Genomic DNA, 14,611 nt, shown 5'->3' with positions numbered 1-14,611 from the left:
CTAATGTGCGGCGGGTCACAGTTCGGCGGTGCCGGATGTCGCGTCGAGGAGGTTGCGTTGGGTGCTGCGAAGTACGTCGGTCGGGTAGGCGGATTGGCGGTCGCGCTCGGGGTCGGATCGGCTGTCGTGCTTGGCGGGCAGGTGCTGGGTGCGCCGGTCGCCTCGGCATCACCCGGTTCCAGCGACACCTCGTCGGAGTCCCCGTCCGCGCCGGTCGCCAAGAAGGGCCCAGCCAAGGACCGGCAGAGCGCCCAGTCTTCGCGGCAGGCCGCGGTACGCGCAGCGATCAAGGACCGGGCGGCCAAGCTCGGTGAATCCGGCCGCCATCGCGTCAGCGCGACGACGCCGAAGTCCGACGTCGTGCAGTCGATCACCGACCGACTGTCGGAGGCGCAGGCCACGATGGCGGCCGGCCTGACCCGTCACGGCAATGACTCGGCCCCGATCGAAAAACCCAAGGTCACCAAGCCCGCCGAGACGCTGCGGGCCCAGTCCGACAAACCGAACCTGCCCCGTTTGCTGCGCGATCACGCTCAGGAGCCGGGCGCGACCGATGACGAGCCGACGATCGAGGCCGTCCAAACCGGTCTGGCTGACGAACCCGCAACGACACCGGCGGTCACCGCGACGACCAAGGCCGAGACAGCGCCTGCTGCAGGCGCGGCCCCCGTGCGGGGCTTGATCGAGACCGTCGTCGACGACATCGCCAGGACGCTCGCCGGAAATTCGCCGACCGCACCCACGCCCGATTCGCCTGCCGAGTGGGTTCTGCTGGCGGCCGCGCGTCGGGAGTTCTCCACGGCCGCCGTGTCGCCATCCGTCGGCACCACCGGCGGCATCGCCGCGACGCCGTCGGTCGGCATCACCGACGGCATCATCCACGGCACCACCGGGGCCACCAGTTCGAGCGGGCTGCCGCTCACCTACACCGTGATCGGTGACCCGAGCGCGGGTGGCAAGGTGCGGCTCAACACGGCCAACGGGACCTTCACGTTCCTGCCCTACGCGACCGTGGTCGACAGCGGCGGCACCGAGAAGTTCACTGTTCTGGTCGCCGAGACCACAGCGTTCGACGCTGCGCTGCAACAGATCCCGATCGTGGGCTCGTTCGTTCCGCAGGTGCTGGTGATCGTCCACCAGGTGCCGGTCGTGAGCGACCTGCTGGCACCGCTCATCGGCGACGCCGAGGTGGTGGACGTCAATGTCGACGTCGGCGAGCTGGCACCGGCGGGCGTCCCGGTGGCCTACACGGTCAAGGTGACGTCCTTCGACGGCGCGCAGATCAGCATGAACTACTTCCCGGCGTCGGGGCTTGAGGAAGGGGACGAGGCCCCCACGATCTTCAGCGGCGCGGGTCTGTCCAGTGCGGGTGACACCAACCCGTACTCCGGCGGCGCCACCGGCGTCGGCACGTTGCGCAACGCGGGCTACAACGTCGTCACCTGGGATTCGCGCGGCGAGCACGACTCGGGTGGAATCCTGCAGCTGGACAATCCGTTCTTCGAGGGCCGCGACGTCTCGGCCCTGATCGACTACGTCGCCAAGCAGCCCGGTACCCAGCTCGACGCCGTGAATGACCCGCGCATGGGCATGGTGGGCCCTTCATACGGCGGCGGCATTCAGTGGGTGACCGCGGGCACCGACAACCGGGTCGACGCGATCGTCCCGACGATCTCGTGGAACTCCCTGAACAGTTCGCTGTACCCCAATGGGGCGTTCAAGACGTCGTACGCCGCGCTGCTGCTGCTGTCGCTGGTGACGTCGGGCGCGAACATCAACAGCCAGCTGTACAGCGGCATCTTCACCGGTGCGCTGCTCGGCGTCCTCACCCCCGAGCAGCAGGCCATCCTGGCCAGTAGCGGCCCGACCGCGCTGGTCAACAAGGTCACCGCTCCGACGCTGATCATCCAGGGCACCGTCGACGTGTTGTTCCCGCTGCAGCAGGCGATCGACAACGCGACGATCCTGGACGCCAACGGTGTGCCGGTGAAGATGGTCTGGTTCTGCGGTGGCCACGGCAACTGCGAGACCCCGCCCGGTGACAGCACGGAGGTGGTCCAGACCGCGACGCTGAGCTGGCTGGACACCTACGTCAAGCACAAGGGCGAAGACGTGGACGACGGCCTTCCGAAGTTCCAGTGGATCGACCAGAACGGCGATCACTACACGTCCGATCTGCTGCCGTCCGACCCCGATTTCACCGGCACCCCGGTCACGGCGTCCGGCGGCGGTGGCGTGCTGGGGATCGTCCCGATCCTCGGCGGTTCGGGACCGGGCGCCGCGGGGATTCCGTTCGGGCTCGGCGACGGCACCAAGGCGGCGAACGCGGTGAACACCACGGTGACCGCGCCGTCGGGCACCGCGACCCAGATCGTCGGTGCGCCCGAACTGACGATGACCTACTCCGGCATCGGCACCAGCCGTCACGTCTACGCCCAGATCGTCGACGACCAGACCGGGCAGGTGATCGGCAACGTGGTCACTCCCATCCCGGTCACCCTCGACGGCAAGGAGCACACCGTCACCATTCCGATGGAGGCCGTCGCCTACACGCTGGAGCCCGGCCACACCGCCACGGTGCAGATCACCAGTTCGGCCACACCGTTCCTCAACTTCACCCAGTTCGGCGTCATCAACATCTCCGGTGTCGAGGTGGCGCTGCCGACCGTGGGACCCGGTGCCAACGCGCACCCCGCGGCCGACGCCGCTCAGCAGGTGGTCAGCGTCTAGAGCCGGCCCTCGGCCCGCAGGTCTGGATGCACCCATTCGGGTGAGCGACGTGCCTTGAATGCCCGGAAGCCCTCCACCGCCTCGTCGCCGCTGTAGCTGGCCTTCATGCCGATGCGGTCGTAGAGGCCCATGTAGCTGTCCAGGCTGGACTTGACCACGCCGCGGGCCCGGGGTGCGGTCCGGCAACACTGAGCGAGCACTTCGCTTGCGGCAGTGAGCAATTCGTCGTGGGGCACGATCCGGGCGACCATGCCCCAGTCGACCGCCTCCTGCGCGCTGAGGGTGCGTCCCGTGAACATCAGGTCGCGGGTCCGGACCGGGCCGATCAGGCGGGCCAGCATCTGGCTGTAGTAGGTGTCGGCGATGCCGCGGTACAACTCGGGCACCCGGAACGTGGCGCGGTCGCTGACCACGGCCATGTCGCTGCAGATCGCGATCTGCAGCCCACCGCCCTGGCACAAGCCGTTGACCGCGCTCACCACGGGCTTGACCGATTGGCGCAGGGTTTCGAACGGTGTGACGTCCATCGACAGGGCCGCACCGAAGCTCATCCAGTCGTCGACGCCGTTGCCGCCGCCCAGGTCACCGCCCGGTGCGAACACGTCTCCGGTGCCGGTGATGAGCAGGCCGGCCAGATCCGGGTCCGCCTCGACATGGGTGACCGCGTACCGGATGCCGAAGTACATGGCAGGGGTCATCGCGTTGCGGGCCTCGGGCCGATCCAGGGTGACCACACCGAACGGGCCCTGTCGCTCGAACTTCAGGTACGGCGTGCCGAGCCAGTCGCCTTCGGGGGGTCGTGGGGAGAGTCCCTGTGTCATGGTTGGCGACTATAACGCCAACGGTATCGGATTCAGTTGGCCGTCTCAGTGTGTGAGGACGGCATCGATGTCGACGGCGGACGGCGCGCAGTTGCCGGCCCCTCGCACCAGGGTGGCCAGGGCTCCGGCCGCACAGGCGCGGCGCAGGGCCTGCTCGTGGCCCGTGGTCCAGCCGGCGGCCAGCACGCCGGCGAACACGTCACCGGCACCGGCGGTGTCCAACGCCCGCACCGCGGGGGCCGGCACGTCGAAGCGCTCGTCCTCGCCGAGGTAGCTGGCCCCTCGTGCGCCCCGGGTGATCACCAGATGCCGCACCGGCCAATGCCACTCCGCCGCCTCGGTCTCGTTCACCACCACGACGTCGACCAGTTCCGACAAGGCCAGCAGGTGATGGGCGGGCGTGCCTCCCGGCGACGCGTTGAGCATCACCACCGCGCCGGCGGCCCGGGCCAGTTTGGCCGCGGCGATCGCCGTCGCCACCGGGATCTCCAACTGGATCAGGGTGACCTCGCTCCACACGATCGCCGAGCGTGCCGCCGCGGAATCCACCTCGAGCCGTGAGTTGGCGCCCGGCGCCACCACGATGCAGTTCTCCCCGACGGTGTCGACGAGGATCGCGGCCGATCCGCTCGGGCCCGGCATGCAGGTCACGGCGTCGGCCCCGACGCCATTGGCCTGGAGATGACGGCGCAGGGTGGTTGCGGCGGGATCGTCTCCGACCGCGGCCACCAGCTCGACGTCGGCGCCGGCCCGCGCGGCCGCCACCGCCTGGTTGCCGCCCTTGCCGCCGGGCGCCGATGACAGCGACGAGGCGAGCACCGTCTGTCCCGGGCGCGGCAGCGCACCGACGGTGAACGTGAGGTCGGCGTTGATACTCCCGACGACGCAAACCCGCGCAGCGGCCATAGATAAAAAGGCTAACCGGGCTGGCCCGTCAGTGGTGCCTGACACGTGTCGAAGGACGTCAACAGGTCCGATACGCTGGCTAGATGAGCGTTCAGACAGAGTCTCCGGCGGCTGCGGTGCCGCACGCCGATCTGCGCGACCAGGTGCACGAAGCGGCGCGTCGGGCCCGTGTCGCGGCGCGCGTCCTGGGCACCCTGAGCGCCGAGACCAAGAACCGTGCGCTGCATGCCGCCGCCGACAGCGTGCTGGCCAATGTCGACGACATCTTGGCCGCCAACGCCGCCGATCTTCAGACCGCCCGCGAGGCCGGAACCCCGGAGGCGATCCTGGACCGGCTGGCGCTCACTCCGCAACGCGTCGACGGCATCGCCGCCGGGCTGCGCCAGGTCGCCGGTCTGCCCGATCCGGTCGGCGAGGTGCTGCGCGGCCGGACCCTGCCCAACGGTCTGCAGCTGCGTCAGCAGCGGGTGCCGCTCGGCGTGGTCGGCATGGTCTATGAGGGCCGTCCCAACGTCACGGTGGACGCGTTCGGGCTCACCCTCAAATCCGGCAATGCGGCTCTGCTGCGCGGCAGTTCGTCCGCGGCCCGGTCCAATCAGGCACTGGTGACCGCGCTGCGTTCGGCGCTGGAGTCGGTGGAGCTGCCGCTGGACGCCGTGCAGTTGCTGCCCAGCCATGACCGCGCCAGTGTCACCCACCTGATCCAGGCCCGTGGTCTGGTAGACGTGGTGATCCCGCGTGGGGGAGCGGGTCTGATCGAGGCCGTGGTGCGCGACGCCCAGGTGCCCACCATCGAGACCGGCGTCGGCAATTGTCATGTCTACGTTCATGAGTCGGCCGATATCGACGTTGCCGAGAAGATCCTGCTGAACTCCAAGACCCGGCGTCCCAGCGTCTGCAACGCCGCCGAGACGCTGTTGGTGGACAAGGCGCTGGAGGCCACCGCTCTGCCCCGGCTGACCTCCGCACTACGCGAGGCAGGGGTCACGGTCCACGCCGACCCCACCGACGAGGAGTTGCACGCCGAGTTCCTCTCGATGGACATCGCCGTGGCCCTGGTCGACGGTCTCGACGCCGCGATCGCCCACATCAACGAGTACGGCACCGGGCATACCGAGGCCATCGTGACTACGAATCTTGCTGCGGCCCAACGCTTCACCGAACAGGTGGACGCGGCTGCGGTGATGGTCAACGCGTCCACCGCGTTCACCGACGGAGAGCAGTTCGGTTTCGGCGCAGAGATCGGCATCTCCACCCAGAAGCTGCATGCCCGCGGACCCATGGGCCTGCCCGAACTGACCTCCACCAAATGGATCGTGTGGGGAGACGGTCAGACCCGCCCGGCCTAGGCGCCGACCAGACAGAGACCAGGAGACCACATGAGCGTGCCCGCTCGCCCCGCTCCGTTGTTCGCCGACATCGACGATGTCGCGCGCCGCCTGGCGGAGACCGGATACCTGCCCGATACCGCCACCGCGACGGCGGTTTTCCTCGCCGACCGGCTGGGTAAGCCGTTGCTCGTGGAGGGGCCCGCGGGTGTCGGCAAGACCGAGCTGGCCCGCGCGGTGGCCGCGACCACCGGCTCGGAGCTGGTGCGGTTGCAGTGCTACGAGGGCGTCGACGAGGCCCGCGCTCTCTACGAGTGGAACCACGCCAAGCAGATCCTGCGGATCCAGGCCGGGCAGAACGCCAACGGCGGTGACTGGGACCAGACCAAGATGGACGTGTTCAGCGAAGAGTTCCTGCTGACCCGTCCGCTGCTGACCGCGATCAAGCGCACCGACCCGACCGTGCTGCTGGTCGACGAGACCGACAAGGCCGACATCGAGATCGAGGGCCTGCTCTTGGAGGTGCTCTCCGACTTCGCGGTCACCGTCCCGGAACTCGGCACGATCACCGCCGAACGGCCGCCCTTCGTGGTCCTCACCTCCAATGCCACCCGTGAGCTCTCCGAGGCGCTCAAGCGTCGCTGCCTGTTCCTGCACATCGACTTCCCGGATCCGGATCTGGAGCGCCGCATCCTGCTGTCCCGGGTTCCCGAGCTGCCCGAGCACATCGCCACCGAGCTGGTGCGGATCATCGGCGTGATGCGCGGTATGCAGCTCAAGAAGCTGCCGTCGGTCGCCGAGACCATCGACTGGGGCCGCACCGTCCTGGCCCTGGGCCTGGACACCATCGACGACGAGATGATCGCCGCCACCCTCGGCGTGGTCCTCAAACACCAGTCCGACCAGCAGCGCGCTGCCGGCGAGCTCAGGCTCAACTAGTGGTGCCCCGCCGGGTCCGACCGCCCCAGCCGCTGGCCCCGCACGGCCTGCCCGGGCACCTCGTCGAGTTCGTCGAAGCCCTTCGCGGGCAGGGAATCTCGGTCGGTCCGTCGGAAACCGTGGACGCCGGCCGGGTGATCACGGTGCTGGGGCTGGGCGATCGTGAGGCGCTGCGCGAGGGCATCGCCTGCGCGGTGCTGCGGCGCCCCGACCACCGCGAGACCTACGACGCGATGTTCGACCTGTTCTTCCCGGCGGCGCTCGGCGCGCGCACCGTGCTCGACGATGACGAGGAGGGCGACACCGGCGACGAGGATCGGCTCCAGCTGCCGCCCGAGGACATCGAGGCGATGCGCGACGCGCTGGTGCAGATGCTGGCCGACAACGAGGATCTGGCCAACCTCGACGACCGGATGGCGGCGATGATCGCCCGGATCGTCGAGGCTTACGGCCGCTACAACTCCAGCCGCGGCCCGTCGTATTCGTCGTATCAGGCGCTCAAGGCCATGAGCCTCGACGATTTGGAGGGCCGGCTGCTGGCCGGGCTGCTCGCCCCCTACGGCGACGAGCCCACGCCGACCCAGGAGGAGATCGCCAAGGCCCTGGCCGCCCAGCGCATCTCCCAGCTGCGCAAGATGGTCGAGTCCGAGACCAAGCGCCGCACCGCCGAGCAGTTGGGCCGCGACCACGTGCAGATGTACGGGGTGCCGCAGCTGGCCGAGAACGTCGAGTTCCTGCGCGCGTCCGGTGAGCAGCTCCGCCAGATGCGCAAGACCGTGCAACCGCTGGCACGCACGTTGGCGACGCGGCTGGCGGCCCGGCGCCGCCGGTCCCGGTCCGGGGAGATCGACCTGCGCAAGACGCTGCGCAAGTCGATGTCCACCGGCGGTGTGCCGATCGACGTGGTGCTCAAGAAGCCGCATCCGGCCCGTCCCGAGCTCGTGGTGCTCTGCGATGTGTCCGGGTCGGTGGCCGGGTTCAGCCACTTCACCCTGATGTTGGTCTCGGCGCTGCGCCAGCAGTTCTCCCGGGTTCGTGTCTTCGCCTTCATCGACACCACCGACGAGGTCACCGACATGTTCGGGCCGGAGGCCGATCTGGCGGTGGCGGTGCAGCGCATCACCCGTGAGGCGGGCGTCTACACCCGCGACGGGCACTCCGACTACGGCCACGCCTTCGTGTCGTTCCTGGACAAGTACCCCAACGTGCTGTCGCCGCGCAGCTCGCTGCTGGTGCTGGGCGACGGTCGGAACAACTACCGCAATCCCGAGACGGCACTGCTGGCCCACATGGTGTCGGCCAGCCGTCACGCGCACTGGCTCAACCCGGAGCCCAAGCACCTGTGGGGCAGCGGGGATTCTGCGGTGCCGAAATACCTCGAAACGATCCCGATGCACGAGTGCCGCTCGGCCAAGCAGCTGGCCGCGGTGATCGACGGGTTGCTGCCGGTCTGAGCCCGCGCATCGCGTCACCCCCGTGCCGCCGGGTTCGCACGGGTGCCGACGCCCGTCAACGCTCCCGTAAGCTGCCTCTTTGTGGCAAGACGGCGCAGGTTGGGTGTGATGGGTGGGACGTTCGATCCCATCCACAACGGGCACCTGGTCGCCGCCAGTGAGGTGGCGGACCTGTTCGAACTCGACGAGGTGGTGTTCGTCCCGACCGGTCAGCCGTGGCAGAAACACGACCGGCGGGTCAGCGCGGCCGAGGACCGGTATCTGATGACGGTGATCGCGACCGCGTCCAACCCGCGTTTCTCGGTCAGCCGGGTCGACATCGACCGGGGCGGGGCGACCTACACCAAGGACACCCTGCGTGACCTGCGTGATCTCAACGCCGGCACCGACCTGTTCTTCATCACCGGAGCCGATGCCCTGGCATCGATCCTGTCCTGGCAGAACTGGGAAGACCTGTTCTCCATGGCGAGGTTTGTCGGCGTCAGCCGGCCGGGCTACGAGCTGGACGGTGACCATATCGAGGCGGCGCTGCGCGAGCTGCCGCCCGACGCACTGACGTTGGTCGAGGTGCCTGCGCTGGCGATCTCCTCCAGCGACTGCCGTAAGAGGGCCTCCGAAGGCCGGCCGATCTGGTACCTGGTGCCCGACGGCGTGGTCCAGTACGTGACCAAACGCGGGTTGTACTCCGCAGACGGGAAGGGTGAACACATCATGGAGCCGGTTCGATGAGCGCGACCGACGAGGCCGTCGCGATGGCGACGGTGGCCGCCCAGGCTGCCTCGGCCAAGCTGGCCGACGATGTGGTGGTCATCGACGTGTCGGGTCAGTTGGTGATCACCGACTGCTTCGTGATCGCGTCAGCCTCCAACGAGCGCCAGGTCAATGCGATCGTCGACGAGGTCGAGGACAAGATGCGGCTGGCCGGCTACAAGCCCGCGCGCCGCGAGGGCACCCGCGAGGGGCGCTGGACGTTGCTCGACTACGTCGACATCGTGGTGCACATCCAGCACCAGGACGAGCGGGAGTTCTACGCCCTGGAACGGTTGTGGCGCGATTGCCCGACGGTTCCGGTCGATCTTGGTGGGCCGGTGGACCCGGAGTTGGCGGAATGAGGGCGCGATGAGGGTCCGTCGGCTGGTGCTGTTGCGCCACGGCCAGACCGAGTACAACGCGGGCAGCCGGATGCAGGGTCAGCTCGACACCGAGCTGTCCGATCTCGGCCGCGACCAGGCTGCCGCGGCCGCCGAGGTGCTGGCCAAGCGCCAGCCGCTGTTGATCGTGTCCTCGGATCTCAAACGCGCCCTCGACACCGCGGTGACCCTCGGTGATCGCGCCGGGATCGCGGTACAGGTGGACAAGCGGTTGCGTGAGACGCATCTGGGGGACTGGCAGGGCCTGACCCACCAGGAGGTCGACACGATGGCTCCGGGCGCTCGCGTGGCCTGGCGCGAGGATGCGCGGTGGGCACCGCACGGCGGTGAGAGCCGTGTCGACGTGGCCGACCGAAGCGTTCCGGTGGTCGCTGAACTTGTTGCCGGACAAGCGGAGTGGGGTCTGGATGGCTCGGACCGCCCCGTTGTGCTGGTTGCGCACGGCGGGCTGATCGCGGCGCTGACCGCCGGACTGCTCGGCCTGCCGGTGGACAACTGGCCGGTGCTCGGCGGTATGGGCAACGCCAGTTGGGTTCAGCTGTCCGGATACTCCGACGATGACGGAGATTTCGACGCGACCCGGTGGCGGCTGGATGTCTGGAATGCCTCGGCACAGGTGGCCAACGATGTCCTCTGATCGCTCGCCTGACCGCAAGCCGGTCTTGCTGGTATTCGCCGACTCGCTGTCCTATTTCGGCCCGACCGGTGGTCTGCCGTCCGACGATCCGCGGATCTGGCCCAACATCGTGGCCGATCAGTTGGGCTGGGATGTGGAACTCATCGGCAGGATCGGTTGGACCTGTCGAGACGTCTGGTGGGCCTCGACGCAGGATCCGCGGGCATGGGCTGCGTTGCCGCGCGCGGGTGCGGTGGTCTTCGCCACCAGCGGCATGGATTCGCTGCCGTCTCCGCTGCCGACGGCGCTGCGCGAGCTGATCCGCTATGTGCGTCCGGCCTGGCTGCGGCGCTGGGCACGGGACGGCTACGGCTGGCTTCAGCCCCGGCTGTCACCGATCTCACGAGCGGCGCTGCCCCCGCACGTCACGGTCGAGTACCTCGAGATGACGCGCAACGCCATCGATTTCAACCGACCCGGCATTCCCGTGGTGGCCTCATTGCCGTCGGTGCACATCGCCGATACGTACGGCAAGGCCCATCACGGACGCGAGCCCACGGTCAAGGCCATCACGGCCTGGGCGCAGGAGCACGACGTGCCGTTGGTGGATCTCAAGGCCGCGGTGGCCGACGAGGTCCTCGGCGGGCGCGGCAATCCCGACGGCATCCACTGGAATTTCGAAGCCCACCGGGCCGTGGCCGAGTTGATGCTCAAGGGCCTTGCCGATGCCGGTGTGCCACAACTGGATTCCACAGACTGACGATGGCGGTCATGGTGGTGACCGACTCGACGTCGCGGTTGCGACCCGAGTTGTGCGAGCAGTGGGGAATCCGGCAGGTGCCGTTGCACATCCTCGACGACGGCAGTGACTGGCGCGACGGTGTTGATCCGATTCCGGCGGCCGTCTACGACCGGGCCAGGGTCACGACGTCGGGGGCCTCGCCGGCCGATCTCGCCGACACCTATCGGCAGGCGCTGGCCGACAGCGGTGGCGACGGTGTTGTCGCAGTCCATATTTCGGCTGCGCTGTCGAGTACCTACAGCACGGCGGCAGCGGTTGCCCGCGAGATCGGGCAGGCCGTACGGGTGGTGAACTCCCGAGCTGCGGCAATGGGGGTGGGCTTCGTCGCCCTGGCCGCTGCCGAGTCAGCCCGTGGCGGAGGAACACTCGACGCTGTCGAGGCGGCGGCTCGCGCCGCGATCCCGCGCGGGCAGGCGTTCATCGTCGTGCACCGGCTCGACAACCTGCGGCGCAGCGGCCGGATCGGTGCGGCGGCATCGTGGCTGGGTACGGCACTGTCACTCAAACCGCTGCTGCGGCTGGATGTGGACGGCCGGCTGGTGCTCTCGCAACGCATCCGGACGATATCGAAAGCGCATGCGGCACTTGTCGATCAGATCGTCGACGTGGCGGGGGACCGTGCCGTGAGCGTGGTCGTGCACCACGTCGACAACCCGGACGGTGCCGATGAGATCGCGGCTGCGCTCACCGACCGCCTGCCGCACCTGCGGTCACTGTCGGTGACGGACATGGGTCCGGTGCTCGCCGTGCACGTCGGTGGCGGCGCGGTCGGTGCGTGCATCACCGTGGAGGACGCTTAGCGGGTCGTCCCCAAATTTTCGACGCCGGTTTCTGTCTGTGGGTTGTCGATCGGCGGCGCGCACAACCGTCAGGTAGAACAGCGGCGCGGCGGCACACGCTCCACGACATCCGACCCTTGACTTTCCCGCTTGGAAACTGGGAGGCTACTTTCCATATAGGAAAGTGAGGAATGGCTATGGGGGACACAACACCGGCCGATGCTCGCGCTGCATTGGATGCCGTCGACCACGCAACGGCGCGGGTGGCGGATGAAGTCGGGCTGCCGCGGTGGTACTGGTGGCTGCTGGCGGCGGCCTGGGTCTGCCTCGGGGGCATCGGCGATTTCGGCCCGCAGTGGCTCGCCATCGCCGCCACCGTCGGGTTCGGTATCGCTCATTCCACGATCGCGTCGCGCCGTCTGAACGGCCGCCGCAGGACCGGCCGCCTTCAGGTCAGCGCCGACACGGCCGGACGCCGGGTTCCGGTGGTGGTGATCGGCATGCTGATCGCGCTGGTCGCCGTGACGATCGCGGCAGGATTTCTGCTGGACGCCGATGGTGCCCGTCACGCCGGAACTGCGGCGGCGGTATTCGTCGCCGCGATCGTCGGACTGGGTGGCCCCGAGATTCTGCGAACTCTGTGCCGTTGGGCCAATGCATGACGACGAGGCCGTGCTTCGACGAGCTGATCCACCCCAGCACACGCTTGACGCTGGTGGCGACGCTGGCCGCGGCGGACTGGGCTGAGTTCTCCTATCTCAAAGAGACGCTGCGACTTTCGGATTCAGCGTTGTCCAAGCAGCTGGCGATTCTGGAGAACGCGGGGTATGTCGCCACCGAGCGGCGCCTCGATGCCAGCCGGCACAAGGTGCACGCCAGGCTCACCGACGCCGGCAGGGTGGCGTTCGAGGGTCACGTCGCCGCCCTGAGGGCCATTGTCGGCGGCGCCGACGGAACGGGCATTGTCGGCGGCGCCGACGGAACGGGCATTGTCGGCGGCGCCGCGGCGGGTGTCAGCCGGCGAACCGGCCGGTGATCGGCGGCAGGTCCTTGAGTGTGACGATCCCGGGTGGGGCGGCCACCACCGCAGGTACCGCATTGGTGACGGGCAGCGCGGTGTAGATCATGCCCAGCCCCATGAAGCCGGGTTCGGTCCAGTCCTTGGGCGGCAGGCAGTGCAGCACGGTGCGCATGTTGGGCAGTCCGAAGACCTGGATGACGTGGCCGTGCTCAAGGGGTTTGGGCGGGGTGACGTGATCGCCCATGGTCCAGTTGAATCCGACGCTCACCACGTTCTTGTCGCCGACCCAGCCGCGGTGGTAGCCGTACACGCTACCCACGGTGCCCTTGGGGATCTGCATGAAGCCCAGATCGGAATCGTCGGTGGCGGCGGTGAAGGTCACGTCGAAGGTCATCCGGTCCAGCTTGGCGCCGATGGCGTCGGCCATCATCGCCGCGGACTCGGCGAACACCTCGCTCTCGCGGCGCACGCTCTCGGCCAGGCCCGGGGTCTCTGGGTCCTGGCCGAATCCCATCGCCGACTGGGTGCCCGCGGATTCGTAGGTCGAGCAGTCCACCGATTCGGTGATGCGGATCTCCTCGACGCGCTCGCAGGACCCGGACAGCACCATGCCGACCATGTTTGTCATGCCTGGGTGGGCGCCACTGCCGAAGATGGTGGATTTGCCTGTCTCGCAGGCTTTCCGGATGCGATCGAGGTCTTCGGGGGTCTGCTTGCCGCCGGTGATCCAGGCCGCGCTGGAGCACACGTTGACCCCGGCCTCCAGCAACGCGACCAGTTCGTCGATGTTGGGCCACAGCGGGTTGTAACAGCAGGCATCGGGTTTCAGTGCGATCAGCTCGTCGATCGAGTTGGTGGCCAGCACTCCCGTGGGTTCGGGCCAGCCGGCCAACTCGGCCGCGTCGACGCCGACCTTGTCGGCGCCGTGGGCGAAGACGCCGACCAGTTCCATGTCGTCGCGACCGATGATCGCGTGCAGCGAGCGTCGCCCGATGTTGCCGGTGGTCCATTGGATGACCCGAATCGGCTTACCCGCTGCGGTCATGATCGCCTCCCTCGCTGAGCCCTGCTGCTGGACTCTAGACACTATCGGGAACTTGTTCACCGCCGGTAGGGGCACCGGCCGGCCGCGGTCCTGGCGGTAGGCACACCGGCGTCGCACAATCGAACTATGGGGCATGCGCGCCCCGGCGAAAGCCATGAATCGAGGTCGGATCATGGAGATGCTCTACGCGGTCATGTCGGTGGGGGCCGGCGCCATCGCCCTGTTCTGGCTCGGTGTGAGCAACATCCGCGTGGTCAGACAGTACGAACGGGGCGTCGTGTTCCGGTTGGGCCGGGTCCGGGACAACGTCAGACAACCCGGTCTGACGATGCTGATTCCGGTCGCCGACCGGTTGCAGAAGGTCAACATGCAGATCATCACGATGCCGATCCCCGCCCAGGACGGCATCACCCGCGACAACGTCACCGTGCGCGTCGACGCGGTCATCTACTTCAAGGTGATCGACCCGGTGCGGGCCGTGGTCGACGTCCAGGACTACATGTCGGCGATCGGTCAGGTGGCCCAGACCTCGCTGCGGTCGATCATCGGCAAGAGCAATCTGGACGACCTGTTGTCCAACCGCGAGCGGCTCAACCAAGGTCTGGAACTGCTCATCGACAACCCCGCGGTGGGCTGGGGGATACACATCGACCGGGTCGAGATCAAAGATGTCGTGCTGCCGGATTCGATGAAGCGGTCCATCGCGCGTCAGGCCGAGGCCGAGCGGGAACGGCGGGCCCGGGTCATCACCGCCGACGGTGAACTGCAGGCGTCGGAGAAACTGGCCGCGGCCGCCGATGTGATGGCCGCCGAGCCCGCGGCACTGCAGCTGCGGCTACTGGAAACGGTGGTCGAAGTGGCCGCGGAGAAGAACTCCACCGTGGTGCTGCCGTTCCCGGTGGAACTGCTGCGGTTCCTGGAGCGGGTCACGCCCCCGCCGTCCTCCAATGGTGCAGCGGGTAGGTAATCCACAGCGCGAGATTCATCCCCAGCCGGCCGGCGCCGACGGCCCGCGAGCC

General features: G+C 68.3%; 15 protein-coding genes. 12 read left to right on the top strand and 3 right to left on the bottom strand.

The annotated features are described in order from the left end of the window. Nucleotides 1-57: 57 nt before the first annotated feature. Nucleotides 58-2,730, top strand: a complete 2,673-nt coding sequence (locus EH231_RS10365) for a S15 peptidase family protein (protein WP_090432214.1) — start codon at nt 58-60, stop codon at nt 2,728-2,730. On the opposite strand, the gene EH231_RS10360 is transcribed toward EH231_RS10365, so the two are convergent. Both EH231_RS10360 and EH231_RS10355 read right to left on the bottom strand, forming a co-directional pair. After that, entirely contained in the window at nt 2,727-3,551 is an 825-nt protein-coding gene (locus tag EH231_RS10360; protein ID WP_090431721.1) for an enoyl-CoA hydratase/isomerase family protein, read from the bottom strand. The two genes, EH231_RS10365 and EH231_RS10360, sit on opposite strands and share 4 nt — an antisense overlap. Before the next feature lie 45 nt (nt 3,552-3,596). Continuing rightward, on the bottom strand, nt 3,597-4,457 hold the full coding sequence (locus EH231_RS10355) for a ribokinase (protein ID WP_090431719.1): 861 nt from the start codon (nt 4,455-4,457) through the stop codon (nt 3,597-3,599). Between the two features lie 83 nt (nt 4,458-4,540). Between EH231_RS10355 and EH231_RS10350 the strand changes: the two genes are divergently transcribed. The 10 genes from EH231_RS10350 to EH231_RS10305 all read left to right on the top strand — a co-directional run bounded on the left by EH231_RS10350 (nt 4,541) and on the right by EH231_RS10305 (nt 12,562). Then, nucleotides 4,541-5,806 carry a glutamate-5-semialdehyde dehydrogenase gene (locus EH231_RS10350; protein WP_090431717.1) on the top strand — a complete coding sequence of 422 codons (1,266 nt, stop codon included), beginning with the start codon at nt 4,541-4,543 and terminating at the stop codon, nt 5,804-5,806. A 30-nt stretch (nt 5,807-5,836) separates the two neighbouring features. Then, nucleotides 5,837-6,724: an AAA family ATPase gene (locus tag EH231_RS10345; protein ID WP_044522897.1), complete on the top strand. Its 888-nt coding sequence runs from the start codon at nt 5,837-5,839 to the stop codon at nt 6,722-6,724. Then, nucleotides 6,724-8,178, top strand: coding sequence for a vWA domain-containing protein (locus EH231_RS10340; RefSeq protein WP_090431715.1), 1,455 nt, complete (start codon nt 6,724-6,726; stop codon nt 8,176-8,178). The genes EH231_RS10345 and EH231_RS10340 overlap by 1 nt, the downstream gene beginning before the upstream one ends. Before the next feature lie 108 nt (nt 8,179-8,286). Then, complete coding sequence (nadD, locus tag EH231_RS10335) at nt 8,287-8,907, top strand: nicotinate-nucleotide adenylyltransferase (protein WP_234927214.1); 621 nt, start codon at nt 8,287-8,289, stop codon at nt 8,905-8,907. After that, nucleotides 8,904-9,290 (top strand): ribosome silencing factor, encoded by a 387-nt coding sequence (gene rsfS / locus EH231_RS10330; RefSeq protein WP_090431711.1) that lies wholly within the window; start codon nt 8,904-8,906, stop codon nt 9,288-9,290. Before nadD ends, rsfS begins: the two co-directional genes overlap by 4 nt. Nucleotides 9,291-9,297: 7 nt before the next feature. Beyond that, nucleotides 9,298-9,966: a glucosyl-3-phosphoglycerate phosphatase gene (gene gpgP / locus EH231_RS10325; protein WP_090431709.1), complete on the top strand. Its 669-nt coding sequence runs from the start codon at nt 9,298-9,300 to the stop codon at nt 9,964-9,966. Beyond that, complete coding sequence (gene octT, locus EH231_RS10320) at nt 9,956-10,705, top strand: diglucosylglycerate octanoyltransferase (protein ID WP_090431707.1); 750 nt, start codon at nt 9,956-9,958, stop codon at nt 10,703-10,705. Before gpgP ends, octT begins: the two co-directional genes overlap by 11 nt. A gap of 2 nt (nt 10,706-10,707) precedes the next feature. Then, on the top strand, nt 10,708-11,547 hold the full coding sequence (locus tag EH231_RS10315) for a DegV family protein (protein ID WP_124712363.1): 840 nt from the start codon (nt 10,708-10,710) through the stop codon (nt 11,545-11,547). 176 nt (nt 11,548-11,723) lie between these two features. Continuing rightward, the gene (locus tag EH231_RS10310; protein WP_090431703.1) at nt 11,724-12,188 is read left to right on the top strand and encodes a hypothetical protein; all 465 of its coding nucleotides are present in this window, start codon (nt 11,724-11,726) and stop codon (nt 12,186-12,188) included. Continuing rightward, complete coding sequence (locus tag EH231_RS10305) at nt 12,185-12,562, top strand: transcriptional regulator (protein ID WP_124712362.1); 378 nt, start codon at nt 12,185-12,187, stop codon at nt 12,560-12,562. The genes EH231_RS10310 and EH231_RS10305 overlap by 4 nt, the downstream gene beginning before the upstream one ends. Here the strand turns inward: EH231_RS10305 and EH231_RS10300 are convergent. Further along, a complete protein-coding gene (locus tag EH231_RS10300; protein ID WP_090431699.1) occupies nt 12,540-13,592 on the bottom strand; it encodes an NAD(P)H-dependent amine dehydrogenase family protein in 1,053 nt (350 codons plus the stop codon). The genes EH231_RS10305 and EH231_RS10300 overlap by 23 nt on opposite strands. Before the next feature lie 172 nt (nt 13,593-13,764). Here EH231_RS10300 and EH231_RS10295 point away from each other — a divergent pair, with 172 nt between their 5' ends. Beyond that, a complete protein-coding gene (locus EH231_RS10295) occupies nt 13,765-14,559 on the top strand; it encodes an SPFH domain-containing protein (RefSeq protein ID WP_090432212.1) in 795 nt (264 codons plus the stop codon). Nucleotides 14,560-14,611: the final 52 nt, after the last annotated feature.

Source organism: Mycolicibacterium nivoides (genome assembly GCF_003855255.1).
Classification (GTDB): Bacteria; Actinomycetota; Actinomycetes; order Mycobacteriales; family Mycobacteriaceae; genus Mycobacterium; species Mycobacterium nivoides.
The sequence above is the reverse complement of the archived record's forward strand: the minus strand, read 5'-3'. Positions and strand labels throughout refer to the sequence as shown.